The sequence below is a fragment of the Paenibacillus sp. IHBB 10380 genome (assembly GCF_000949425.1).
In the GTDB taxonomy this organism is placed as follows: Bacteria; Bacillota; Bacilli; order Paenibacillales; family Paenibacillaceae; genus Paenibacillus_AQ.
In genome coordinates this window covers 3,297,115-3,321,536 of record NZ_CP010976.1, presented here as the reverse complement: position 1 = coordinate 3,321,536, position 24,422 = coordinate 3,297,115, and the positions used below count along the sequence as shown (strand labels likewise).

The following is a 24,422-nucleotide window of genomic DNA, read 5'->3' as shown; positions in this document are numbered from 1 at the left end:
AATACTAAACGGATAGAGGATGTAGGACAAGATGATTCATATTTTGTTGGTAGATGACCATCCAATGGTGATGGAAGGAACTAAGATGATACTCGAACAAGAAGGGGATATAAAGGTTTATCTGGCGGATTCCGCTGAGAAAGTTATGGATATGGTAAGTTCACAATCCTTTGATGTAATGTTATTTGATCTTCATATCGCTGATGTGAATGGGATCGATCTGGCCGAACAAGTATTAAGAATGAATTCAAATGCTATCATATTAATCTACACAGGCTATGAAATTAATAACCACTTCAACTTGATGATTGAAATCGGTATATTTGGATTTATTTCCAAGTCAACCAATAGAGAGCAACTCGTCACGGCTATTCGGTGTGCCTTAAAGGGGGAAGTCATTCTACCCCTTTCCTTAGTTAAACAATTGAGAAGAACGAAGTTCAAAGGATCGAAAGCAGATGAAGAACAGACAACCTCTACCGTCAGTAATATGGAATACGAGATATTAAAAGAGATAGCTAAAGGAAAAAGTAACAAGAAAATTGCTGAAGTTGTATTCATGAGCCAGCGGTCACTAGAATATAGCTTAACTAATCTATTCCTTAAGCTAAATGTTAAATCAAGAATGGAAGCGGCTATAAAGGCTAAACAGATGGGGATCTTGATGGACTCAGATTTTATTTTGAAGTGAGTTTTTTGCAAATGTTCTTATAAATAGGTCTCGTTCACATTCATGTGAAGCGGGATTTTTTTAAATATAAAAGAGGTTAAGTTTTCAAAATACTTGCTTATATTTCTAAGAGAAACGGTTCAGTCCTTTTAAGGGTGAAGTCGTTTCTTTTTGTGTTCATACACTTTGCGCATAAGCTTTGCGAAGTACCACAATAACATTGCGTGATCGCGCCATACGTTTTCGGTTACCTAAATATTCATAGAGTTTATGATGATTCTAGTTCTTAAGGAGTGTACTGCGGATAAAAACATGGGAAGGAAGATCTAGGTGAATGGTCATGAAGGGATTAGAGATCTGTTGGATGACCCCTGTTTATACGTGGATGATCTTAAAGGACTTCTTCACGATGTGGCAATGATGTGGCAATATAGTACAACCATAATAGAGAATGAGGTGTTGAAACATGAAGTGGTTTTATAATTTGAAAACAGCTGTAAAATTAATTTCTGCGTTTGTTATTGTTGCTGTTATATTAGGCGTAGTTGGAATATATGGAATAAGCAATTTGAATAAAATGGATGAAGCTATTGTGGATATGTATGATAACCGGTTAACTCCTATTGCTTATCTTGGTGAAGTGAATGAATTATTTCTACTGAATAGAATAGAAATTCGTGACATTAACACGCTCGCTAAAACAGAGGCAGAGACTAACGATTATAAGAATAGAATTCACGGAAATCTTAATCAAATCGAAGCCGTGATCAATAAATATAGCAAGACAGCCTTAAGGGTAGAGGAACAGGAAAAAATGAAGGATTATTCTTCGATATGGCAACGTTATACTACAAGTCTAAATGAAGCCATTGAAATGAACAATAGCGATATAAGCTCGGAAGAATATACAAAGTATCTATCTTCAGGTGATATACAAACAGCGACTGATGAATTGACAGACTTGCTGCAAAGTTTAATAGACATGAACATGAAGCAGGCGAAGGGGGCAGGAGAGTTCGCCAATGACTTATATACGTCCTCTCGTTCTATTACGATCGCTGTTATTATTGTAGCACTCCTTATCAGTATTGGCTTGGGTTATTTGATATCTCAAATCATAGCAAGACCGTTAAATCGGGTGGTGAATTTGCTAGGTAAAGTAGCAGGTGGAGACTTAAGCGAAACATCGGATATGGATTCTAAAGATGAGATCGGATTGTTGGCTAATTCAGTAAATGACATGATTCTGAACTTAAGACAAACCGTAGGTGGAATTCTGATCTCTGCAGAAACGGTCTCTGCGGCTTCCCAACAGATTTCAGCTAGTACAGAGGAGATCGCTAGTGGAAGTATGAGTCAAGCTAGTGCAGCGCAAACGATGAACGAGTTGTTCCGGGAATTATCCCTAGCCATTAATTCTGTAGCAGGGGGCGCTGAGCAAGCGTCTGAACTGTCTGACAAAACGATGAATATTGCCCAGGATGGGGGTAAGGTTGTCCAAATCTCCATTGATGGGATGACTCGTGTTAACGAACAAATGTCTAGACTTGAAGGAGATTCGAACAAAATCGGAGAGATTATTGAAGTGATTGACGATATTGCGGAACAGACTAATCTTCTTGCACTTAATGCAGCCATTGAGGCGGCCCGTGCTGGAGACCAAGGGCGAGGGTTTGCGGTAGTAGCGGATGAAGTAAGGAAATTAGCTGAGCGAAGTAGTGAAGCAACCAAGCAAATTACGAAAATCATCAAAGGTATGCAAGAGAATACGCAACAAAGTGTAAGAGCAGTAGAAGAAGGTGTAGCTTCCACACAAAAAACGGGTGAAGCATTTGAACATATTCTTTCCATGGTGAGCGAGACAGCTTACAAAGTAACGGAAATAGCCGCGGCAAGTGAGGAACAGGCTGCTCAATCGTCAGAGGTTTTGAACGCAATTGAAAGCATATCCGCAGCTACCGAAGAAGTGGCTGCAAGCAGTGGGGAGACGGCATCGACTGCGCAATCCTTGGCACAACTAGCGGAGGAATTGAACCATTCCGTAACCATTTTCAAAATCAAATAACGATCATCATGAGGAGGAACCTACTTGTTCAGAAAGAAATTAGCGTTAACCATTAAAATACGGTTGATCGTTGCCTTTCTAGTTATTCTAATCGTACCTTGTATATCGATCGGATGGTTCTCTTATCAGAAAGCGGCAGACCAAGTAACCCATCAAATCATGGAGAATGCAACGCAAAGCATTCAATTCTCTGATAACCAGATTACAGCACTCATTTCTACTGCTACCTCTGATATGGACTATCTATCCACACGTATTCATTCAGAGCTCATTGAAGGCGCTGAGGAGACTCAAATTCAAACATTACTAGATGAATATATGAACCTCAGCCCAGAATTTCTTTCAGCATATTATGGATCTGAAGACGGAAATATGATTCGTTCACCCTATCAACCCATGGAAAAGGGCTATGATCCAAGGTCGAGAGAATGGTATAAGAATGCGATGGTCAATAAAGGCGTATCTATGGTTAACAATCCATCTGTGTCCGCAGTAACGGGGAATGTCGTGGTTGTTCCCGCAAAGGCGTTAAGTGATGGGAAGGGAGTGGTAGCAGCTAATATTGACCTAACGAAGTTAGCTGAAACCTTGAGTTTGATTAAGATTGGTGATAAGGGATATGTGACGATCCTTGATAAGGATCAGAGCTATCTGGTTCATCCAACGATTGCTCCGGGTACCAAGAACACCGAGGCTTTTATGTCCAAATTCTACGAGTCGGATACAGGCATTGTAGATTATGAATTTAACGGATTGAGTAAAAAAGCGGTATTTACAACCAATAAACTGACAGGGTGGAAAATAGTTGGTGCCATTGAAATGGCGGAAATCACGAGCGCAACCCGAGGGATTATGTATACAACACTAATTGTCATAGCGACCGCCATTTTACTAGGCGCTTTACTCGTCTATTGGATTGTCCGTTCTATCAGCAAACCTCTTCAACAATTGATGAGTGCAACAGCCAAAATCGCAGACGGAGATCTGACTGAAGTAATCGCTATTCGTTCCCAAGATGAATTAGGGGATTTATCCATCTCCGTTAACAATATGACACATCAATTACGAGATTTAATCGGAGAAGTACTAAGCTCTTCTCAGAATGTTGCAGCAGCTTCCCAGCAAATCTCAGCAACAACAGAAGAGGTAGCGAATGGAAGTTCCATGCAGGCCGAGGCATCGCAGACGATGTACGAACAATTCAACGAGCTATCCATAGCGATCAATTCTGTCGCAGAGAGTGCAGAGGAAGCATCTATACTTGCAGGGCGAACGACTCTAATCGCCCGGGATGGCGGAGAAATCGTCAAACAATCTGTTATAAGTATGACTCAGGTAAGCTCTGAAATGGAACGTTTGGAAGAGGACTCTGTCCAAATTGGGGAGATTATTGAAGTGATTGATGATATTGCGGAACAGACAAATCTACTCGCCTTGAACGCTGCAATTGAAGCTGCACGGGCTGGGGAACAAGGGAGAGGTTTCGCAGTTGTCGCTGATGAGGTACGAAAACTGGCTGAACGCAGTGGGAAGGCTACCACGCAGATTACTTCCATTATTAAGGGGATGCAAGCGAATACCCATAAGAGTGTAGTAGCCGTAGCGAGTGGGGTTAGTCAGTCCCAGCAGACAGGACAAGCATTCAAGGAAATTATGAAGATGATTAGTGAAACAGAACATAAGGTCAATGAAATTGCCGCTGCGAGTGAAGAACAGGCAGCGCAAGCGAATGAAGTGATGCAATCGATTGAAAGTATCTCATCCGCCAGTCAAGAGGCTGCAGCTGCATCGGAAGAAACGGCAGCAACATCCCATTCGCTTGCGCAACTTGCCGTAGGTCTGAATGAGTCTGTCTCTATTTTTAAAGTCAAATAAATAAGGGAATGAGGAGGAATGATGCAGACCATGGGGCAGGAACAATATATTGAATTTGCTATTGAGAAAGAACAATATGCCATTCATATACAGGAGATTCACGAAATTATCAAGATGCAGGACATCACCCAAATTCCTAATGTTACATCCTATGTGGAAGGGGTCATTAGTCTCAGAGGTAAGATCGTACCTGTCATTAGTCTACGCAAATTCTTTAATCTTGAAGAAAAGGAACATTCGAAAACGACCCGTATCATTGTGGTTCATCATCTAGAGGATACGGTAGGAATTATTGTTGACCGCGTAAATAAAGTCACTATGTTCTCAGATATTCAAGCACCTCCTGAACGCATAGGGGGAATTGACGGTAACTACTTCGTGGGGATTGGTTTAACCAATAGCGGTCTGGTTGCCATATTAAAGCTGAATGAAATCTTGCTTCACGAACAGGAGTGATTGGTCCATGTTATCCGAATATAAAGAGGTCTTTCTGGAGGAGCTTGAGGAACAGCTCCAACTGATGGACGACGTTATTTTACAACTGGAGCAAAAAGGGGAAACGGAGCGAGTCGTTCAAAGCCTGTTTAGAGCCGCACACACCCTAAAAGGTTCATCAGCGGCCATGGGTTATGAGGAAATGAAGCAACTAACTCATGAAATGGAGCACCTGCTAGACCTAGTAAGAAGTAAGGTGCTTAGAGTTACGGATACGCTTATTGATCTTCTCTTTCAATCGCTGGATTGTCTAAAAGAGTTAAAGAAAGATATTATGCGTAGCGATGACTCCACAACAGATATATCTGGATGTGTTCGGGATCTTCAAGCTTTTGCTAAGTCACCTAAAGAGTCGATCCCGCAGGAAATGGAGGATTTACTCAAGCCTGAATTGAGCTTAGATACGACGTTGAAAATTCAAGAGGCAGAGGATCAGGGACTTAAAGTATTCTGGATTTGTGTGAAAATTTCCCTGGAGTGTGTCATTAAAGGGGCTCGCTTCTATTTGATTCAATCTCATTTGTGCGAATGGGGCGATGTTCTTTACTCATTGCCGGATATAGAAAGGATTGGAGAAGAAGGGAATGAGACCGCTGAAGTTCAATTTCTCTATGCGGGTAATCAAAGTAATCAGGAACTGCAAGATCTCGTAGGGGCTTTAACTGAAGTTACTGATGTTAAGATCGAATCCCTATCAACTGAAATGACAGTATCCGTTGACAAGGAGATTGAACGGCAAGAGACAATCGTAAATGAACATCAAACGTACAAAGCTAAATCTAAAACACAGACTATTCGCGTAAGCGTGGAACGTTTGGATCATCTCATGAATCTGGTCGGAGAGCTCGTGATCGACCACACCCGAATTGACCAAGTAGAGCGCATGCAGAGAAGACAATTCTCAGATGACTCCTTGGAGGAGCTAAGCCAAATCTCCGATCATCTTTCTAGTATCATAGGTGATTTACAGGAAAGCGTTATGAAGGCAAGAATGCTTCCAATCGAGCAGTTGTTTAACCGTTTTCCGCGTATGATCCGAGATCTAACTCGTGATTTGGGTAAGGACATTGAACTTGTTATCGGGGGAAAAGATACAGAATTGGATCGGACGCTCATTGAAGAAATCGCGGATCCACTCATTCATTTAATTCGAAATGCGGTTGATCACGGTATCGAATTACCTGAGCAAAGGGAGCAGTCTGGTAAACAACGTAAGGGGACGCTTCAAATAAAAGCCGCGCATGAAGATAATCAAGTGGTTATTTACGTGACAGATGATGGTGCGGGCATTGACCCCACCAAAATGAGGAAATCAGCGTTGGATAAGGGAATCATTTCTTCTGAAGAAGCTGTACTGTTAAGCGATAGAGAAGCCATTCATTTAATTTTTCGACCTGGTTTTTCAACAGCTAGTAGAGTAAGTGATGTATCTGGGCGTGGTGTGGGTATGGATATCGTCAGGAGTCATATAGAGAAGTTGAATGGTCTGATCGATATTGATACGGAATTGGGGCAAGGAACATGTTTTAAGATCAAGCTCCCATTAACGCTAGCTATCATCATCGGTTTACTTGTGAAATTGAATGGTCAGACCTTCATTATCCCCATGAGTAATATCGCTGAGATTATAAGAATAACGAATAACGATATTGAAACTGTCCGGGGACAATCTGTTGTCTTATTGCGTAACCAGATCATCCCCATCGTTTGGTTGCATGACCATTTCAATATACCCAGAGGGAAGCAAAGGAAAGGTCATATTCAGTTAGTCATTGTTGGATCCGCAGAGAAAAGATTGGCGTTAGCCGTAGATGAACTAATCGGGAATCAGGAGATCGTGATTAAGTCGCTAGGCCCCTATATTGGTAAGATAAACGGTATTGCAGGTTCCACGATATTAGGCAATGGTAAAGTGGCTTTAATTATAGAAGTATCGGGGATTATCAATCAACGGTAGGAAGTGGAGATGTTGTGCGCAAGATAAAGGTTCTAGTAGTGGATGATTCGGTGTTTATGCGAAGGTTAATTTCACGTCTGATTGCAGAGGATACTGCACTCGAAGTGATTGGAATAGCACGAAATGGATTGGAAGCCGTTAGCATGGTGAAGGAGCTCAAGCCCGATGTCGTTACCATGGATATTGAAATGCCGGAAATGAACGGTATGGAAGCTTTGACAAGAATTATGGAACACCGCCCAACACCCATACTTATGCTGAGTTCGCTTACACAGGATGGGGCATCCGCAACGATTACGGCGCTGCAGAATGGGGCAGTAGATTTCATCTCCAAACCTTCAGGTTCGAATTCCTTCGATTTATTCAAGGTGAAGGAAGAGTTAATATCCAAAATCAAGCAAGCTGCACAAATACCTCTGAGAAACCTTATATTGAGCAATATAATCGTTTCGCAAGTAGATCTAGGGCAACCAAGGAGTGCTCAGACCAGACTTACGAAGGAATTTGATCAGATTCTGGCGTTAGGTACTTCAACGGGGGGGCCAAAGGCACTGGACACCGTTATTACAGCCTTGCCCGCGAGTTTCCCTTATCCCCTGCTGGTAGTCCAACATATGCCACCCAAGTTTACGAAATCTTTGGCAGATCGTTTAAATCGCTTGTCCAGCGTTCGGGTGGTTGAGGCGGAAGATAACCAGCTGGTATTAGGCGGAACGGTATATATTGCTCCAGGCGATTATCATATGACCGCTGTTCAGACGAATAAGGAGTATAGAATTAAACTTCATCAGGAGCCACAGGTCAATGGCCACCGTCCATCGGTAGATGTGTTATTTGATTCTATATCTCAATTAAAGAGTCTAAAAAGGCATTTTATTCTTATGACTGGAATGGGGAACGATGGCGCGGAAGGAATGTTGTCTGCTAAACAAGCGGGAGCACATTCAACCATTGCGGAATCCCAAGAAACCTGCATTGTATATGGAATGCCAGGATCAGCAGTTAAGCTGGGCTGTGTAGACTACACGGTTCCGTTGCATCTGATAACGTCTAAAATATTGCAAGTCACAGGTACCCTGAAACGATAGTTAAGTAACACTGAGAAGCATAAGCTTCGATACTGAAAATATGACTTTTGGCACGTATTTAAAGCAGAGAGGATTATACTTGGTTCATGCCAAAAACAAAGGCTTATGAACGGTATCAGAGGTTAATTTGTACAAAAACACTACAATGACTTGTCATGAATGACTGACGTGTTATTGTAGTGTTTTTGTCTTCATAGCCGAGTGATCCGAGATTACCTTTTAATTTTGTGATAAGCTCTATATAATGAGAATTATTTTTAACCTATGTATAAAGTCGGAGGGCATAGTAAGGAGCTGATAGCGATGGGAACATTGAATTTTGATATATTGGAGACGGAATTCAATATTACGAAAGTAAAGCCTCTGGATGCTATTTATTCGGTGAGGGCTATAGATTTAGTGAACACCGACAATATGAGTGAATTCCTAGCCTATGTTACGCCACTCGTAAAGGCACTTGATGTGGCTGCAACGGGAGCTTATTGTGCTCGATGGATAGGTGGTATGGCGTTAGCGCAGCAATACGTTGCGTCCGTCTACAATAGCTCCTTAGATCTGTCGCTCATAAATTTGACGATTCATATTATACCGACAAAGGCTCGAATCCCGATTTCTTTTCAAATCCATAACTGGACTGAGGAGAAAGCGCCAATGAACGATACGAATAGACAGGAATGGCTTGAGCAAGTCTTAGTAGGGATGTATAGCGAAAGTATTCGACCTTTGTTCCAGGCTCTGTCTATGACAACAAACTGGAATATAGGTCAAGTGTGGGGACAACTCCCGACTAGGTTCGATAGGTACATAGAATGGATTACCTCAGAAGCCACCCAGATTGTAGTGAAAGAACGTCTGATGCAGGACTATGAGCATTTAAAGGAAATAGATTCGCATGTGTTTGGTAGAAAGAGAAATCCGTTTAATGTAACAATGCGTATGGTGCAGCATATGGAGGACCCGGAGAAAGAAATACGAATGAAGTATACATGCTGTCTTTATCACAAGACAGAGAACGGTTACTATTGCTACACTTGTCCACATTTGCGAGAAGAGGAACGAGCAGCGCGGAGGAATACCATTAGAAAGTCAGAGTGATACTCGATTTGACAAGGTGTTTGAATGTAACTAAAATTATTACAGGGAAGATTTGAAAAGAATTATCTTTTCAGCTAGGGGGAATTGGAATGGCAATTAGTAGTCGTTTTGCTGTTGGGATTCATATATTGTCCTTGTTAGAGATCAATAAGACAGCTGTGAACACATCTGAATTTATTGCTGGAAGTGTAAATACGAATCCAGTGGTAATCCGGAGAATTATGGGAATGCTTCATAAGGCAGGTCTAGTGAATGTTAGACCCGGGGTAGCAGGTGCTAAGCTTGCGCGCAATGTAGAGGACATCACGTTACTTGATGTTTACAAGGCTGTTAGTGCTGTAGAGGAGAATGAGTTATTCTCCGTGCATAATGCACCTAATCCAGATTGTTTGGTGGGGCGAAATATTCAATCCTCCATTGAACCATTGTTCTCAGCTGCACAACAAGCCATGGAAGATAAATTGAAAGAGCAAACGGTGAAACAAGTCGTGTATGAGATGGCTCAACATGGTAATAAATGAACATTAATAAATAACTAAACGGTTAATACTCTATGATGAGGCGTATTGATCGTTTTTTTGTATAGAAAAGTTGACAAATTCTTAAATTGTAACTATTATAGTTACAGGTAATCAAATTAGTTACATTAGAAAGGGCGAATAAATATGAACATCGGAATTATTGGAGCAAACGGTAAAGCAGGAAGTTTAATTGCAAAAGAAGCTAAAAGTAGAGGACATAAAGTTACTGCAATAGTTAGAGATGCCAATAAATTAGCGGATCAAGAAATTGCAGTTGTTGAGAAAGATATCTTTGACTTGAATAGTGCAGATATTCAATCTCTAGATGTTGTAGTCAATGCATTTGGAGCACCCGCTGGACAAGAGCATTTACATGTTGAAGCAGGAAAAGTTTTAATAGAGGCCGCTAAAGGTTCTCCGAAGACTCGTTTAGTGGTAGTAGGTGGAGCTGGGAGTCTATATGTAGATGAAGCCCAAACGATCCGATTAGTAGATACGCCGGAATTTCCAGTAGAATATGCAGCTACAGCAAATAATCAAGCCAAAAATCTAGAGGATTTGCAAAATTCAAAGGGGATCGATTGGACCTTTATTAGTCCAGCTGCGTTTTTCAATCCTGATGGAAAAAGAACAGGCTCATATCAAAAGGGGAAAGACAATCTAATGGTGAATGCCAAGGGGGATAGCTACATTAGTTATGCAGATTATGCGATTGCTGTTCTTGACGAGATTGAGAATTCCCAGCATCATAATGAACGCTTTACCGTTGTATCCGAAGCAGAATAAGTATTATCAATTAGTATTTGGAGAGCTGGCCTTGGGGCTAGCTCTTTTTACAATTTTAGGGCTATGGGTAGAGGGGGAACGATTGCAATACAGGTTTGCTCTCTACATCGACAAGGCTATTCATACAGATGATGTAACTCTTCGGGTACACCGTTTCGTAGAAGGAATTCAGATACTTGTTCACCTTGCTTAATGGTATCCTCTGCGATTAAGAGTTGCAAAGCGAAACGGTTAGCCTGCCGCTCAAACTTCCCTACATTGAAATAAGAACACTCATCGATAAAGAAACGATTGATTCCTTTGTGCAGTCGATCATGACCTAACTCATGCGCGCAAATAAAGTGCTGCCACTCCGTTGATAGTCGATTATTAATAACAATAAACCTACGGCGTAGTGTGCGGTGATAAATGCCCCTCGTTTGTTTCCCTAAGTCATCATAACGGATATGAACATTTAAGTTCTGAGCGATGATGAAGGGGTTATTCGTTTTATGCTTACGGATAAGCTTGTCCACCATTTTGTCCATTCTATTCACCCTACATTATTCGTTATTTTGTCTCTTTTGTTTTCCCTTTTTTAGAGCTTCTTTATTCATTTGCTTAGCTTCCCAGAAAAGACCTGTCAGGACATCTTTTATTTTCTGCTTATCATCATGATTAAGAGGTATTCCATCGAACATTAAATCGCCATCTTCTTCAAGCAATTCCTTGAAGTCCTTCATATCTTTTGGGGTTGCCCACTCAGGAATACGATTCGGATTGTCACTTCCTCCAAGAAGGTAGTCTGTTGTTGTATTTAAAATTGTAGCTATCTTCATTAGCGTCTCTCCTGGTGGAACAGCTTTGTTCCTTTCATAATTTGAAAAGTTAGCACGATTCATATCTAATTGCTCGGCCATCTGATCTTGTGTGAGGCCTTTTTTTGCGCGGAGTAATTTGATTCTCAAACCAGTGGACACAACAATCCCTCCAAATAAACGAAAATATCACTTACTATTGACGTAAAAATTATTTACAATTATAATCGCATTACGACGAAAAAAGGGGGTGAGCATAGTAAGATTTGTAATCTAAAAATAGATTGGAAAAAGAAACTAATATTTACTTTTGATTATATATCGTAAATATTATTAGCGCAACAACTAGTAAATGATTTTGTTGGCTTATATAGTCATAGCAATATAGTAAATTATATTTACATATTATGAGGAGGAAACCTAATGAACGTTCTTATTTCTTCTATTAGTGTTAGTGACAAACAAACGACTAAAGTACTTTTGAAAAATTATCCTAAGATGTGCCAAATGTTAATAGGCTTGTCTCACAAGCCTGAGCTCACCCCGCAAGAGCAGCAAGTGAATAAACAGTACAAGCAGTTAGTGGATAGTCTTCTCTTGGCACACTCTCTTATATTAGATGAAGAAGTGAAACGAATCATAGAACATCGCTATTTCAAGAACCGCAGTTATGTGCTTACCTCGATTCAATTCCGCAGTGTAATGAGTGAGCGAACGATAGATCGCAGGATTGAGAAGGGCGTGGCTATTATGACAGAGAGCTTAAAGCTCTGGGGAGTGATTTGAGAAAGTGACGGTAAACTGGCGGCAAGCTGACAGCCTTATGGCGGTGGCTCGAAGATATAGTAGATACATAGAGAGGAACACTCTCGGGTGCATCTGCTGCCCCTTATCGCTGCAGAACTCGGCTGTGCTGTAGGTCAGTTCATTGACCTTAGACGTGAATCGTCAAGGGTGCGGTGCGGGGGAACAGAGGTAAGACCACTCTATATCAATATGGAAGAAAGGAGGCACCTATGATCGCATTGGAAGACATTCGCTCTCTGATCGTACAAGGGCTATCTACACATGTGGGTAAAGAAGTCATTGAAATGAATGGTGGAATTCCAGTAGGGGGTTATTTAACCTATGATTTCTCAGATGGCTTCCATAGTACTCGTGGTTTCCCAGTCGTCACGCAAGGAAGTGACAAGCTTGTCAAGATGGAGACGGTTCAATTCACCGTGACATTCCTATCTTATGATCATGATCAGACGAGCCGAATTCAGAACGCATTAATGGCCAGGGATTGGTTCAAAACAGTGGGTCATACAGCATTGAAAGAGAAAGTTAACGTTGTCGTAGTGAAGATTGGATCAATAAGTAATCGTGATATTCAGGTGAATAAGGAATGGGAACGCAGACAAGGATTTGACGTACAATTCCGCACGGTCGATATCGTGGAATCGGATCTGGAATGGATTGAACAAACAAATATACAGAGGAGTTGAGGATATTGTCAGTAAGAAATGATGTAACCGTAACGATTGATATTCAACGTCCAACACCAAAGCTTGGTTTTGGCAAGCCGATGATTATAGGTTCGAGTGAAAGCGGGTTAGAATACACGACGTATGCTGACTTGGAAGGCGTGAAGAAGGATTTTGCTGAGAATACGGAAGTATACAAGGCTGCTTATGCCATCTTCAATCAAGGTAATAACTCACCTGCTGAGATCGCAATTATGCTTCATAAAACCGAGGGCGAAACGTTAGCAGATTTGCTAGATCAGGTGTTTGCTAAGGACGGGTACTTCCTAGTATCTACTTCCAACGAATTGACTGATATTACGGCTATTGCTGATGCTGTAGAGCAGAATGGAACGCGGGTGTTCTTGGCGAGAAGTAGTAACAAGGCTAACCTAGCTACAGTTAAGGCTAAGAAATATACACGTACAGCTGTATTCTATCATACGGAGTCATCTAACTATCCGGAGGCAGCATGGATCGGACGAGCAGCTTCAACACTACCAGGGAGTCTAACATGGAAAAACCTGACGTTACGTGGAATCATTCCGATGGATATCGACACCACAGAGCTAATGAGTATTCATGAGCTGGGTGCAAATACGTATGTGACCAAAGCGGGTGATGATGTCACGAGTGAAGGTATGACGGTTAGTGGTGAATACATCGATATTATTCATTCTCAAGACTACGTTACGCAAAGTATTGAATTAGCGGTACAGAAGCTGTTCAATCGAGAGGACAAGGTTCGCTACGATAACAATGGAATCTCTCAAATTGAGGGCGAAGTGAAGACGGTGCTGAAGCGTGCTGACTTGAATGGCATGATTGCTCATGATGATGACGATCTGCCGTTGTATAGTACGACCTTCAAACCTCGCTCCCAAGTCGATCCAGCGGATCGGGAGAAGCGGGAATACAATGACGGTTCATTCACATTCGAATTGGCTGGAGCCATTCACAAAACTAAAATTAGCGGCGTAATTAAGCTGTAAAGGGAGGCATTAATCATGGCAACAACTTATGATCCGATGGACCTGACCGTGACAATTGGCGGGGTATATATTACTGGATTCTCAGAAGATATGGTGGAATTCGAGAAAGATGAAGATGCTCAGACGGCCAAGGTAGGTTCGCAGGGCGATGTGGTGATGACCAAAGTAAACAATCCATTGGGAACACTTACCTTGACGTTATTTCCGACCAGTCCACAGGTTGCTTATTTAGATAAGTTAGCTCGGACAGGTAAGCTTGTTCCGATCTCGATTATTTTCAATGGTGAGCGTAAGGAAACGATTACGGTGACACAAGCTTTTGTTAAAAAGCCTGCGACTCGCACTTATGGTAATGAAGTGGAAGACCGTCAGTACGAAATTCAATGCCTTGACCATGAGGTCGAGTAAACTAAAGGAGACGATTATTCATGTTTAAACAGAAAAGCTATACATCTAAAGGTTTGGAAAAGGAATACATGTTCCAGCATCCAGGAGTACGGACTGTATCCAAAATCAAGGACGCAGCGATGAACAAACATGGTGTTGTTCTAGAGGAACGTCTGGCTGAAGAAGTGCTGAAGCATGTTGTCGTTAATCCTAAAATGAAAATTGATGATTTCTCCGATTACAAGGAATATACCGAAGTCATCAATGCAGCTTACGCCTTCATCTCCGGTCAAGACGAGGACGGTGACTCGGATGACAATCAGCAAGGCGGAAGCCCGCAGGAAGGCTAAAGAGAATTGGTTTATGTGGCGGCTCATGTTATCTGATATGAATATTTCCTATAGTGATCTAGATAAGATGGATAATGATGATCTCGCAGAAGCCAACGCAGCCTTGGATCTTTACATGGAGTATCAAAAAAAGGAAATGAATAAGAAATGAGCACCCATAGGGGTGCTTTTTCTTGTATAAGAGGTGGTGAATAAATTGGGTGACACAATCATCGGTAATGTTACGTATGCGATAAACATTAGAGTTCTTAGTATTGGACTGCAGGCAGCAGAAGACAAGACAAATAAGTTAACGGAGCAACTCAAAAAACTGAATGTTGCAGGTAGAAGTATATCTATAGGGAAGAAAGCAATAGCCGCAGCGGATGAATATTCCAATGCGATGACGACGATTCAACAAGCGACAGGTGCTACAAATGCACAGATGAAAGCGACGGAGGATATTGCCAATAACTTATACAACCAGAATATAGGTGAGTCTTGGGGAGATCTTGGAAGTGCTATCGCTACAACGATGCAAGTGACCAAACAAACGGGGAAGGATCTTCAGAATACAACAAAGAATGCATTGTTATTAAAGGATGCCTTTGGCTATGAAGTCACAGAATCTGTTAAGACCGCAGAGTCAATGATGCAAGCTTTCGGCGTTACCTCAGAACAGTCTATGGGACTATTAGTGCAAGGAGTACAAAGTGGATTAGATCAATCAGGCAAGCTTGTAGAGACAGCTAATCAATACTCTAAACCATTTCAGGAGTTAGGATTTACCGCTAATGAAATGTTCGATACTTTAGCTGCGGGATCGAATAACGGCAAGCTTAGTCTAGATGCTGTGGGATCTGCGATTGAGCAATTCAGTACACTTTCTACGAATGGATCAGATGAAACGAGAAAGGCATTTCAATCCCTCGGGCTGAATGCAGATCAAATGATCAGCACGTTTACCGCAGGTGGACCTCAAGCGAAGCAGTCGTTCTCAGGGATAATGCAGATGCTCTCCGAGATCGAAGATCCTATGAAGCGAAATTCTATAGGTGTGGCTCTAATGGGGGATCAATTCAAAAAATTAGATGCGCCTATTATTGCTGCTATGGGAACAGCTAGAAGCCAGTTTGATATGACGAAGGACACGATGGAACAGATGAATCAGACGAATTTTGAATCACCCGGAGAAGCACTTGAAACGATGGGGAGGCAAATTGAGACAGGTGTTCTTATCCCTCTGGGATTGATGTTTTTACCCTTGCTACAATTGGCTTCTGAAGTGGTAGGATTCTTTATTGATCATATTGGTGTTCTGGGTCCTGCTCTTAGTGGCGTCGCGCTGGTGATTATGACGGCTATGATTCCAGCTATATGGGGAATGATCGCTCCACTTTTACCTCTCATAGGAATTGCATTACTCGTTGGAGCAGCTGTAGCTGGTGTGATGCTGATTATAAAAAATTGGGGAACGATCCTACCTTGGATTTCTGAAAAACTAACCATTCTTATGGATTTTTTAAAAACTTGGGGACTAAGTTTATTAATGGTGTTTGGCGCTCCCATTGTTTCTCTTATTGCGTTTGTAATAAGTTATTGGAATCAACTATCAACATTTACTGTAGCGATATTTTCTGCTATTGGTGGTTTTTTTATGGGACTATGGGATAGTTTCAAGGTGATCGTAGCCTCGGCAGGGGAAATGATTGTAGCTCTCGTTACAGGGAATTGGGGTGAGCTTTGGAGAGTAATGATTGAGGTTGGGGCAGGGATTAAACAAACTATGTCTGACATGTGGGGTGGTGTTGTTAACAATTTCAAAACGGGAGTCAACGCGGTTGTTAGCATACTTAATGATATGATCACAAAAGTGAACACTGCTCTTAGTTTCCAGTTGCCAGAATGGCTAGGGGGTAAATCATTTAACGTAAATATCCCTCTTATTCCAACCTTTTCTATTAAATCTGAAGCGCCTAGTAATCAAAGTGGTGGCGGTAGGCCAGCTACTAATGGGAGTTATGCAAGCGGACTTAATTATGTCCCTTTTGACGGATTCATCGCTGAACTCCACAAAGGCGAACGAGTCATGACAGCAACCGAGAATAAATCCTATTCATCCGCAGATCCAGCAAGGAACTATCCAGCTAGAGTGGCATCAAGTAGTGGTGGAGTGTCCATTAATGTCACTGTACCAGTCACCGTGGAAGGTGGCGGAGATGTGAAGAGCGCACAGAATATGGGAGCGGTCGTAGCTCAAGAAGTCCAAAAGATACTTGAAAGTGTACTGCGACGTAATGGACTGGAGGCGAGTGGATAATGGCAATTCTCAACGGTCATTACATTCTAGTAGAGGATGAGAGTCCAAGCTTCGATGTGGATATTACAGATCAACCCGTAGAACGAGATATTGATCTGAGCGACCACGTACAGCGTAAAGCACGGACGCTCTCGATCAGTGGTGTTATCGTTGGCAAAGATGCAGCTCAGACGCGGGCTATGATTGTGAAAGCACAAGATCATGGTGAGATTGTTCGATTTACCGGTCGGACGACGTTTACGGGATTACTCTCGGGCTTTTCATCTAAGCACAGTTATTCGATAGCAGATGGATTTACATTCACGTTAACGATGAAGGAGGTTCGACTTGCGGTCTCTTCTGTCGTAGAGAAGCTACCTACAGTAATCAAAGCTCAGGCTGGGAAGATTACCAATTCAGGTGTGAAGCAGATCAAGAGTACCAAGCAGAGTCAATCGCAAGCCAGCACGAATCAAACAACAAAGAGCAACAACAAGGATAATAACAAGGTGCAAAAAGTGAAATTTGAGAAAGCTAGCTCATGGAAATAAGGGGGGAGGGCGTATGGAGTACATTGATATTGAGAAGAATCTGATTCCTTATCGGTTCGATCTTTCACTGGCAGATGAGGTGTTCACATTTGAAGTTCATTACAATGAAGAACATGACTTTTTTTCCGTTGATTTAGAGCGAGACGGAGAAGTATTAGTACTGGGGGAAAAATTGGTTTACGGCATGCCACTTTTCTACGATGTTATGGATAACCGATTCCCTAAGTTTTCTATCGTACCTTATGATGAGTCTGAGAACAGTATAGCCGTGACTTGGACAACACTCTCTGAGAGTGTTTTTTTATATGTCATAGAAGATGAGAAGGTGGAGGATGCGTAACTTTGGTCGGGTTGCAGAGCTGCTGATAGCTAATCGTACATTTTCGATGGATAGCTATGCTATGGAGGCGAAGGTTTCTTTTGACAATAATGCCTTGCCTAATGAAAGCGAGATTAAGATTTGGAACTTATCCGATAAGACGTTAAACAATATGAAGCAAGGTGAGATTGTGAAGTTGAATGCGGGTTATGTCGGAGATGTGGGTCTTATTCTACAAGGATACATTTCCAAGGCGCAGACGTTATGGGAAGGTGTGGACAAGGTAACGTCCATTTTTGTAGTGGATCGCTCGGATTCAGCGAAGGGTAAAGAGATCAGCATCGTGTATGCCAAAAATACAAGAGGTAGCTACATCATTAAGCAAATGGCCGATAAGATTCGTCTTCCTATCGCTCAGATGAGTCTCAATGTAGATTACCAGTATAAAGAAGGTTACACGGCAAAAGGGACTGCCGCTGACATTATAGCTAAAGTCGCTAAAGACTGTGGCACATCTGTATACATCAATAAAGGGAAGTTATATGTTCGAAGTCTACGGCGTGGTGGGGACAACGTGTTCAAATTATCTAAAGTGAGTGGACTGATTGGGACGCCGGAACGGTTCGAGGAAGCTGGATCGAAGGGGTTCAATGTACAATCCCAATTACAACATCGGATCACGACGGCTTCTGTTATTGATCTGACCTATTCGCAGTTTGAGGGTCGTGTGTATGTACGTAGTGGCAGCCATCATATTAGTCGCACCGGAGACTTCACGACAGAAATGGAGGTGATTATGTGAAAAATGATCCAGCCACTACCTTATCTCAAGTCATTCAGAGAATGATGGTCCAGCAAGTCAATGCTATTCATGTGGGTTTTCCTTGTCGTGTTGTTCATTATGATCAAGTGACATGCAAGGCTGATGTGCAGCCCTTGATTCGAGTATCCGAGGATGAACCCGCGATGATTCAAGGCGTGCCGACACTTGGACACAGATTCTTAGTCGGTGAAATAGAGACGGTATATAAGCCCCTTCTTAAGGTGGGAGATACCGTATTTGTTGTATGTGCAGATATGGAAATTAAGAATGTGATAACGGGGCAGATAGCTACTGTAGATACAGAGCGAAGCCATGATGTGAATGATGCAGTGATTGTGGGGGTGTTTGCATGCAGTCTTTAAAGTTAGATCAGACCGGTGACATTATCTTTAATCACGCAGGTGATTTAGAAACGTTGGAGGATACGATGGAAGTCGCACAATGCTGTCAGATTGGCATCGGTACGAATAAAGGGGAATGGTTCCTGAATCCAGACATGGGGATACCCTTCTCCAAATTTCTAGGCAAACAAATCAATGAGGAAGAAATGCGTGATGAGCTGACAGTAGGATTATTACAAGAGGAACGCATTCAGTCGGTCGATCGCATCGATTTTACGATCAATCAGAATTCGCGTACATTGCAGGTTACATTCGAAGCTACCACGATAGACGGGGAGCAGATTCAGGTGGAAGGGGTGAGTATAGGTGCTGGATAGAACGGGATTTAAGCGCAGACGGTTCGATGACTTATTCGCAGAAATGGAAGATAAAGCGAAGGAAACGTTCGGGGAAAAAGCAAATACATCGGAACGATCGCCACTGGGCATTATTTTGCGAATATTTGCATGGTTTCTCTCCAAGTTATGGGTGACAGCAGAAGATGTATACAACAGTAGCTATATTAATAGTGCAGAAGGTAGCAGTTTAGATCGACTTGGGCCTTATGTGGGGATTACGCGTGTGTTGGACCAATATGCGGTTGGAACTGTCCAATTAACGGGAACACCCGGACGAATTGTGGAAGATGGATTTCGATTGGGCACGGAATTGCAAATCTATTTCGATACGACAAGTCGTGTGACGCTAGATCAGAATGGCACAGCAGAGGTGGCTATTGAGGCTGTGAATTCTGGTCAAAGCGGAAATGTAGCTGCTTCAACCATTACCGTCATTGTGAATCCCAATCCAGATGTAACAGGTGTTGTGAACTTAGATCCAACTACGGGTGGTCGAGAGAAAATGAGTGATATGGAATTCCGAGATTTGTTCACGCAATCTGTCGCAGGGGGTGGGGCAGCTAGCATTGATGCTCTGATCGGTGCTCTGTTAAGGATTCGTTCTGTGAGGGCAGCAACGGTCATTCAGAATTTCAATCAGGAGCCGGATGCTTGGGGCCGTCCTCCTCATACTTACCAATGTTATGTATTAGGTGGGAATGACGATGAGGTGGCACAGGCGATTTTTAATACAGGTGCTGGAGGAATTGAGTCTTATGGGGACATTGTGAAGGTAGTCAAAGACATTGGTGGTTACGATCATGAGGTCAAATTTAGTCGGGCAGAAGAGGTTGCTCTGCAAGTCTCCGTCACTTTGATTAGAAATGAGCAGTATCCTGCGGATGGCGATGCGCAGATTCGTTCTGCGATTGTTCGTTATATCGGAGGGGAAGATGGAGGTAGCTATTACAATGGTCTATCCATGGGCGCACCCGCTGTATATAAGAAGCTAGTTAGTGCTGTGAATCAGATCGAAGGTATTGAGGATTTCACCTTGTCGATCGGCAAGGGTAATGTCTTAGTTGAGGATAATATCACTTTAGAGCGTTATCAAGTAGCTCAGATCCGAACAGCGGATATTGAGGTTAAACGTCATGTTTAGCGTGAAGGAGATGTTATCTCGGTTCGCAGATGTGTTCAATAAGAATCCTAATAGCAATATTGGGAAGTTGATCGGTATTCTTCATGGACAGATGAACGATTTGAACAGCACGTTAGTGAAGGTTCAAGAGTGGCGAAGTATTGATGAAGCCCAAGGGACGACACTGGACCGAATCGGCCAGAACGTCATTCAACCACGCGGAGCAGCGACGGATGAAGTGTATCGGGTGCTTCTCAAATCTAAGATCGCGAGGAATCTATCCAAGACGGATGTGAACACGATTATTCGAGTGTTGTCTCTTGCATTAGATAGTCACCACTCAGACATTCGTATTCAAGAGAAATTTATCGATCCAAGTGATCCTGAGCCTGCGGCACTCTCTTTAATCAGAGTGCCTATTAAAAGGCTGAACGAAGTAGGGTTGTCACCGATGCAGTTTGGACAGATTATTCAAAAAACCGTGGCAGCTGGAGTCCGTGTGGCACAGATTGAGTTAGCGGGAACATTCCGATTATCATCGGTTTACGACCAGTTACAACAGGATGCATTCGGACTAGCTGACCCAGACATGACGACAGGCGGTTCCTTAGGCACCGTGTATGTACCAGGTAACGACTATGGATTACCAATATAGGAGGGATAACATGGCATTTGATAAGAAAGCACCAGACTGGAAAGCTGAGGGCATAGAGCCACCACTATCCAAGCGGGAAATAGGATGGGAAGTAGAAGACAGACCCCCTGCAGCTTGGTTGAACTGGTATATGAATTCGACTTCTGAGTCGATTCAGGAATTGCAGACGAAGGCAGCAGAGAAAACCTATGTGGACGAGCAGATTAGTGAAGTGAGTAAAGGGATTGAAGTTGATATTCCAGATGCTTCACTGGCGCAAAAGGGTATCGTACAACTCAGTAATGCCATAGATGGCACACGCGAGGACGTAGCTGTAACAGAGGCGGCGATTAAGAAGTTAGCGGGTTCTATTGCTTCAACGGCTGCAAAGGTGACAGTAACAGACGTGGGAAACTATTACACATCAACAGAGGTCGAAGGGTCCCTGCAAGAGATCGGACTCACATTAAATGCTATGCGTGGATCTCTCATAGCCACGACAAACGCAATACTAGGAAGTTAGGAGGTGACTAGATGCCAAATATAGTAGATTCAACGGTTATCGCAGGTGCTCATGATATAAGCGGTAATGGCGGGCGGAAATTGGTTAGGTTGAGTAACGGGGTGTTATTTTCTGCCGTTAAAAGTGGCTCATCAGCCACTATATATAAATCTAAAGACAATGGGTTAACTTGGGTTCATTTTAAATCCAATGCTTCTGTGTTAGTGCAAGATGTGGCATTGGAGACAAACGGGATAAATATATATGTAGTTTACACAATGAATAATGATTATGTGGGGATGTACGCATATACGGAAACTGGCGTTAATCTAACTGGACCCAACAACGTAGACACAAGACAAACAGCACTCGGTAACATTTCCCTTGCTATCAATAGTGCAGGAACAGAACTGCATGCGGCATGGGCAAGTAAAAACGCAACCTACGCTAATAGTTTTAATATACGCTATGTAAAAGGGACGATTAATGCGAGTACAGGGGCGGTAACTTGGGGTGGGGTGGAACAGCAATTTATGTTCAATTCAACAGGTTATGATATTAAAAATCCTACGATTACTGTCCTTAGTAGTGGTTACCCTCTAATAATAACAGAGCGACTAGCAAACAATGGTAATGGGATAACGTACAATGCCTATAATGGATCGTCTTGGTCTAGTAGTAACCATCCGGTATCAGGTGGGATATATCCTCAGACATCTATATCGTCTACGTTCGTACCACAATCCATAAATGGATTAGTTAATGGGCTGGTGGGCATGGCGTGGCATGGAAAGGATTCCACAAGTGCAGGGGTAGACTTCATTCGTTTTAGCAAATCTACTGACGGTGCGAAATCTTGGTCAACTATGCAAAGAATTGTCGTCGGAACCAATCCATCATTATCTTCAAATAGAAGTGGAAAGTTACTTATTACCTATCAAGATGCTACAGGAGTTAGGGTAATAGAGTCGGAAAACGATGGGGAAACTTGGAGTTCACCGACCGCACCAGCCGCAGGAACAAACCCATCATCTTTGGTTGATTTAACGATGGATGTGTCCGAACCATTAACTATTCGTAAAGGTGCATCAAGTGTCCTTTTCAGCGGTTCATGGATAGAGACAACCAACTCAATACCGTCAGGGTTCATAGGCGCGAAAGACAACAAATCTAACCTATTAACCTATGCCATCACAACGGATGGAGCCATGTCGACGATCACCGAAAAAGTTAACGGCGTTGTAGTCGGCACGAAGACCGCGACGAGTGGTCAGAACTTAACCGTGGGGCTTACACAGGCGCAATGGGATGCCGTCAAGTATGGGAAGTATAAGGGTACATCAAGTGGATTAAACACGCTCACTGTCGAAATGGGTTCAAACATATGGACGTACACATTCGATAAACGATTAGCAGCTACAGACGATGTATTGAGTGCTGTTAAGGCGACACAGGACACGCAGACTACGTTCCTGCCAGCGGTGAAGTCAAGGTTAGGTGAGGCTATTCGTAGTAAAGGTGGAACAGTAAGCAGTGCGGATTCATGGGATGCGATGATTAATGCGGTTGGCGCTTTGCCAGAGGGTGCTAAATATGCAGAAGGTACTGTTACCGTGATTCAATTGCCAAGTAGTTACAGTTATATTTCTATACCATTCACAAGTTGGGAAGTTAAGACTTTAATAATGTGGAGTGATGCCCTCCTTCGATTCCATTTTGCACGAGTAGTTAACGGGACAAGGACTGGTCCGTGGATACAAGTATTAAGCAATGGCACTGGTACGAATGGCGGTTCGACCTTCAAGAGTAACCTTAATCCAGATAACCTGAATTTCGTTTACAGCGATTTTGGCGCAGGTAACGGGGGACAGGTTTGGAATTATATACTTTTAAATAGATAAAAGGGAGGATACCAAAATGTCTGAAATAGGTAAACGAATATTTTATGAATTAGATAGTGGATACCCAATTATAACAGTGCCAGAAATGCGAGGTGTGTTTGAATCTAGAACGGTGGATGAAGACATCCATATGTATGCGATTCTTAGGGATAGAGATAGACAATCATTCGGTTTGCTTGAACTGGAATATGGTCAGTACGCACAAGATTTTTACGAGTCCAACAGTAATTACCGAGTGAATCCAGAAACAAAGGAATTAGACTTTAGTTATCCCGATCCTAACGAATCGGAACCAACAGAACCAATATATCAGACACCTTTATCTGAACAGGTTAAAGCCCTAGAGGTGAAGAACGTAGAACTTGAAACAAAGATCGCGACTTCGGATAGAGAGAACAAGAACGCACTATTTGAAATATATAATTTACTAGGCGGTGAGTGACTTGAATGTCATGAGCCGCCTATTATTTTGGCTACTCATGAAAACGGCGAAGGGAGGTGGAATGAATATGGTAATCGTAATGGTATCTCTAATCATTTGGGGTGACATCACCTTTGAACAAGTGCCAGCTAAACAGCAGGGCGCAGTTAAGGCAAAGCTTGAAGCACAGGGACTTAATGAGAATGGACAACCTATAGAAGCAGTTTAGACGACACGCCGTACATGGAGCGTGTTTTTTTATGCCCTCATACCAATGAGGGCAATTTTTTCATATAAGGAAATGGGGGAGATCAATGGACGAAACGACAGAGATTTTACAACGTTTAACTCGGGTAGAGACCAAACTGGATGCTCAATTGAACGCGAAAGATATTGCTCAGGAAGCGTTGAGTTCAGCTAAATCAGCGCACCATCGACTTGATGAGATTGAAGATAACCAGAAGTGGTTGTGGCGTACTATCAGCGGATCAATAATAGCTATTGTGATGGCTGCAATAGTGACTGCTATTAAAGTGGGAGGGCTGTAA

At 42.5% G+C, this 24,422-nt stretch carries 31 protein-coding genes; 29 read left to right on the top strand and 2 right to left on the bottom strand.

The window, feature by feature from the left end; translation table 11 throughout:
* Window positions 1–31 precede the first annotated feature (31 nt).
* The 10 genes from UB51_RS14800 (at window position 32) to UB51_RS14760 (ending at window position 10,552) form a co-directional block, all read left to right on the top strand.
* Window positions 32–691, top strand: coding sequence for a response regulator transcription factor (locus UB51_RS14800; protein ID WP_044877957.1), 660 nt, complete (start codon window positions 32–34; stop codon window positions 689–691).
* A gap of 309 nt (window positions 692–1,000) precedes the next feature.
* Complete coding sequence (locus UB51_RS28305) at window positions 1,001–1,153, top strand: hypothetical protein (RefSeq protein ID WP_160297270.1); 153 nt, start codon at window positions 1,001–1,003, stop codon at window positions 1,151–1,153.
* Entirely contained in the window at window positions 1,137–2,735 is a 1,599-nt protein-coding gene (locus tag UB51_RS14795; RefSeq protein WP_044877956.1) for a methyl-accepting chemotaxis protein, read from the top strand. The genes UB51_RS28305 and UB51_RS14795 overlap by 17 nt, the downstream gene beginning before the upstream one ends.
* A gap of 24 nt (window positions 2,736–2,759) precedes the next feature.
* Complete coding sequence (locus tag UB51_RS14790) at window positions 2,760–4,610, top strand: methyl-accepting chemotaxis protein (RefSeq protein ID WP_044877955.1); 1,851 nt, start codon at window positions 2,760–2,762, stop codon at window positions 4,608–4,610.
* 18 nt (window positions 4,611–4,628) lie between these two features.
* The gene (locus UB51_RS14785; protein ID WP_324607713.1) at window positions 4,629–5,066 is read left to right on the top strand and encodes a chemotaxis protein CheW; all 438 of its coding nucleotides are present in this window, start codon (window positions 4,629–4,631) and stop codon (window positions 5,064–5,066) included.
* 7 nt (window positions 5,067–5,073) lie between these two features.
* Complete coding sequence (locus UB51_RS14780; protein ID WP_044877953.1) at window positions 5,074–7,062, top strand: chemotaxis protein CheA; 1,989 nt, start codon at window positions 5,074–5,076, stop codon at window positions 7,060–7,062.
* A gap of 14 nt (window positions 7,063–7,076) precedes the next feature.
* Window positions 7,077–8,150, top strand: coding sequence for a protein-glutamate methylesterase/protein-glutamine glutaminase (locus UB51_RS14775; protein WP_082063152.1), 1,074 nt, complete (start codon window positions 7,077–7,079; stop codon window positions 8,148–8,150).
* Window positions 8,151–8,453: 303 nt separating this feature from the next.
* The gene (locus UB51_RS14770; protein ID WP_044877952.1) at window positions 8,454–9,245 is read left to right on the top strand and encodes a (2Fe-2S)-binding protein; all 792 of its coding nucleotides are present in this window, start codon (window positions 8,454–8,456) and stop codon (window positions 9,243–9,245) included.
* An 89-nt stretch (window positions 9,246–9,334) separates the two neighbouring features.
* A complete protein-coding gene (locus UB51_RS14765; RefSeq protein WP_044877951.1) occupies window positions 9,335–9,766 on the top strand; it encodes an Rrf2 family transcriptional regulator in 432 nt (143 codons plus the stop codon).
* A gap of 144 nt (window positions 9,767–9,910) precedes the next feature.
* Window positions 9,911–10,552 (top strand): NAD(P)-dependent oxidoreductase, encoded by a 642-nt coding sequence (locus tag UB51_RS14760; RefSeq protein WP_044877950.1) that lies wholly within the window; start codon window positions 9,911–9,913, stop codon window positions 10,550–10,552.
* Between the two features lie 116 nt (window positions 10,553–10,668).
* On the opposite strand, the gene UB51_RS14755 is transcribed toward UB51_RS14760, so the two are convergent.
* Window positions 10,669–11,079 (bottom strand): ImmA/IrrE family metallo-endopeptidase, encoded by a 411-nt coding sequence (locus UB51_RS14755; RefSeq protein WP_044877949.1) that lies wholly within the window; start codon window positions 11,077–11,079, stop codon window positions 10,669–10,671.
* A 15-nt stretch (window positions 11,080–11,094) separates the two neighbouring features.
* Entirely contained in the window at window positions 11,095–11,511 is a 417-nt protein-coding gene (locus tag UB51_RS14750; protein ID WP_044877948.1) for a helix-turn-helix domain-containing protein, read from the bottom strand.
* Between the two features lie 261 nt (window positions 11,512–11,772).
* On the opposite strand from UB51_RS14750, the gene UB51_RS14745 reads away from it, so the two are divergent.
* From UB51_RS14745 to UB51_RS14660, 19 genes are all read left to right on the top strand, one after another.
* A complete protein-coding gene (locus UB51_RS14745) occupies window positions 11,773–12,135 on the top strand; it encodes a hypothetical protein (RefSeq protein WP_044877947.1) in 363 nt (120 codons plus the stop codon).
* A gap of 230 nt (window positions 12,136–12,365) precedes the next feature.
* Window positions 12,366–12,839, top strand: coding sequence for a phage neck terminator protein (locus UB51_RS14740; protein WP_044877946.1), 474 nt, complete (start codon window positions 12,366–12,368; stop codon window positions 12,837–12,839).
* Window positions 12,840–12,844: 5 nt separating this feature from the next.
* The gene (locus tag UB51_RS14735) at window positions 12,845–13,849 is read left to right on the top strand and encodes a DUF3383 family protein (protein ID WP_044877945.1); all 1,005 of its coding nucleotides are present in this window, start codon (window positions 12,845–12,847) and stop codon (window positions 13,847–13,849) included.
* Between the two features lie 15 nt (window positions 13,850–13,864).
* Entirely contained in the window at window positions 13,865–14,257 is a 393-nt protein-coding gene (locus UB51_RS14730; protein ID WP_044877944.1) for a phage structural protein, read from the top strand.
* Between the two features lie 20 nt (window positions 14,258–14,277).
* Complete coding sequence (locus UB51_RS14725; RefSeq protein WP_044877943.1) at window positions 14,278–14,586, top strand: hypothetical protein; 309 nt, start codon at window positions 14,278–14,280, stop codon at window positions 14,584–14,586.
* Window positions 14,549–14,737 (top strand): hypothetical protein, encoded by a 189-nt coding sequence (locus UB51_RS27920; protein WP_144407024.1) that lies wholly within the window; start codon window positions 14,549–14,551, stop codon window positions 14,735–14,737. Before UB51_RS14725 ends, UB51_RS27920 begins: the two co-directional genes overlap by 38 nt.
* A 45-nt stretch (window positions 14,738–14,782) precedes the next feature.
* Window positions 14,783–16,885, top strand: coding sequence for a phage tail tape measure protein (locus tag UB51_RS14720; RefSeq protein ID WP_044877942.1), 2,103 nt, complete (start codon window positions 14,783–14,785; stop codon window positions 16,883–16,885).
* On the top strand, window positions 16,885–17,415 hold the full coding sequence (locus UB51_RS14715; protein WP_044877941.1) for a phage baseplate protein: 531 nt from the start codon (window positions 16,885–16,887) through the stop codon (window positions 17,413–17,415). Before UB51_RS14720 ends, UB51_RS14715 begins: the two co-directional genes overlap by 1 nt.
* Window positions 17,416–17,428: 13 nt before the next feature.
* Entirely contained in the window at window positions 17,429–17,755 is a 327-nt protein-coding gene (locus UB51_RS14710) for a phage baseplate plug family protein (RefSeq protein ID WP_044877940.1), read from the top strand.
* A complete protein-coding gene (locus UB51_RS14705; RefSeq protein ID WP_044877939.1) occupies window positions 17,748–18,536 on the top strand; it encodes a phage protein in 789 nt (262 codons plus the stop codon). The genes UB51_RS14710 and UB51_RS14705 overlap by 8 nt, the downstream gene beginning before the upstream one ends.
* Window positions 18,533–18,919 carry a Gp138 family membrane-puncturing spike protein gene (locus UB51_RS14700; protein ID WP_044877938.1) on the top strand — a complete coding sequence of 129 codons (387 nt, stop codon included), beginning with the start codon at window positions 18,533–18,535 and terminating at the stop codon, window positions 18,917–18,919. Before UB51_RS14705 ends, UB51_RS14700 begins: the two co-directional genes overlap by 4 nt.
* Window positions 18,907–19,275, top strand: a complete 369-nt coding sequence (locus UB51_RS14695; RefSeq protein ID WP_044877937.1) for a contractile injection system sheath initiator — start codon at window positions 18,907–18,909, stop codon at window positions 19,273–19,275. Before UB51_RS14700 ends, UB51_RS14695 begins: the two co-directional genes overlap by 13 nt.
* Window positions 19,265–20,437 carry a baseplate J/gp47 family protein gene (locus tag UB51_RS14690; RefSeq protein WP_044877936.1) on the top strand — a complete coding sequence of 391 codons (1,173 nt, stop codon included), beginning with the start codon at window positions 19,265–19,267 and terminating at the stop codon, window positions 20,435–20,437. Before UB51_RS14695 ends, UB51_RS14690 begins: the two co-directional genes overlap by 11 nt.
* On the top strand, window positions 20,430–21,071 hold the full coding sequence (locus UB51_RS14685; protein ID WP_044877935.1) for a hypothetical protein: 642 nt from the start codon (window positions 20,430–20,432) through the stop codon (window positions 21,069–21,071). Before UB51_RS14690 ends, UB51_RS14685 begins: the two co-directional genes overlap by 8 nt.
* Before the next feature lie 10 nt (window positions 21,072–21,081).
* Window positions 21,082–21,573, top strand: coding sequence for a phage tail protein (locus UB51_RS14680; protein WP_044877934.1), 492 nt, complete (start codon window positions 21,082–21,084; stop codon window positions 21,571–21,573).
* An 11-nt stretch (window positions 21,574–21,584) separates the two neighbouring features.
* Window positions 21,585–23,453 (top strand): sialidase/neuraminidase family protein, encoded by a 1,869-nt coding sequence (locus UB51_RS14675; protein WP_044877933.1) that lies wholly within the window; start codon window positions 21,585–21,587, stop codon window positions 23,451–23,453.
* Window positions 23,454–23,469: 16 nt separating this feature from the next.
* A complete protein-coding gene (locus UB51_RS14670) occupies window positions 23,470–23,895 on the top strand; it encodes a hypothetical protein (RefSeq protein WP_044877932.1) in 426 nt (141 codons plus the stop codon).
* Between the two features lie 67 nt (window positions 23,896–23,962).
* Window positions 23,963–24,103, top strand: coding sequence for a hypothetical protein (locus tag UB51_RS14665; RefSeq protein ID WP_234405445.1), 141 nt, complete (start codon window positions 23,963–23,965; stop codon window positions 24,101–24,103).
* Window positions 24,104–24,188: 85 nt separating this feature from the next.
* Entirely contained in the window at window positions 24,189–24,422 is a 234-nt protein-coding gene (locus UB51_RS14660) for a hemolysin XhlA family protein (RefSeq protein WP_044877931.1), read from the top strand.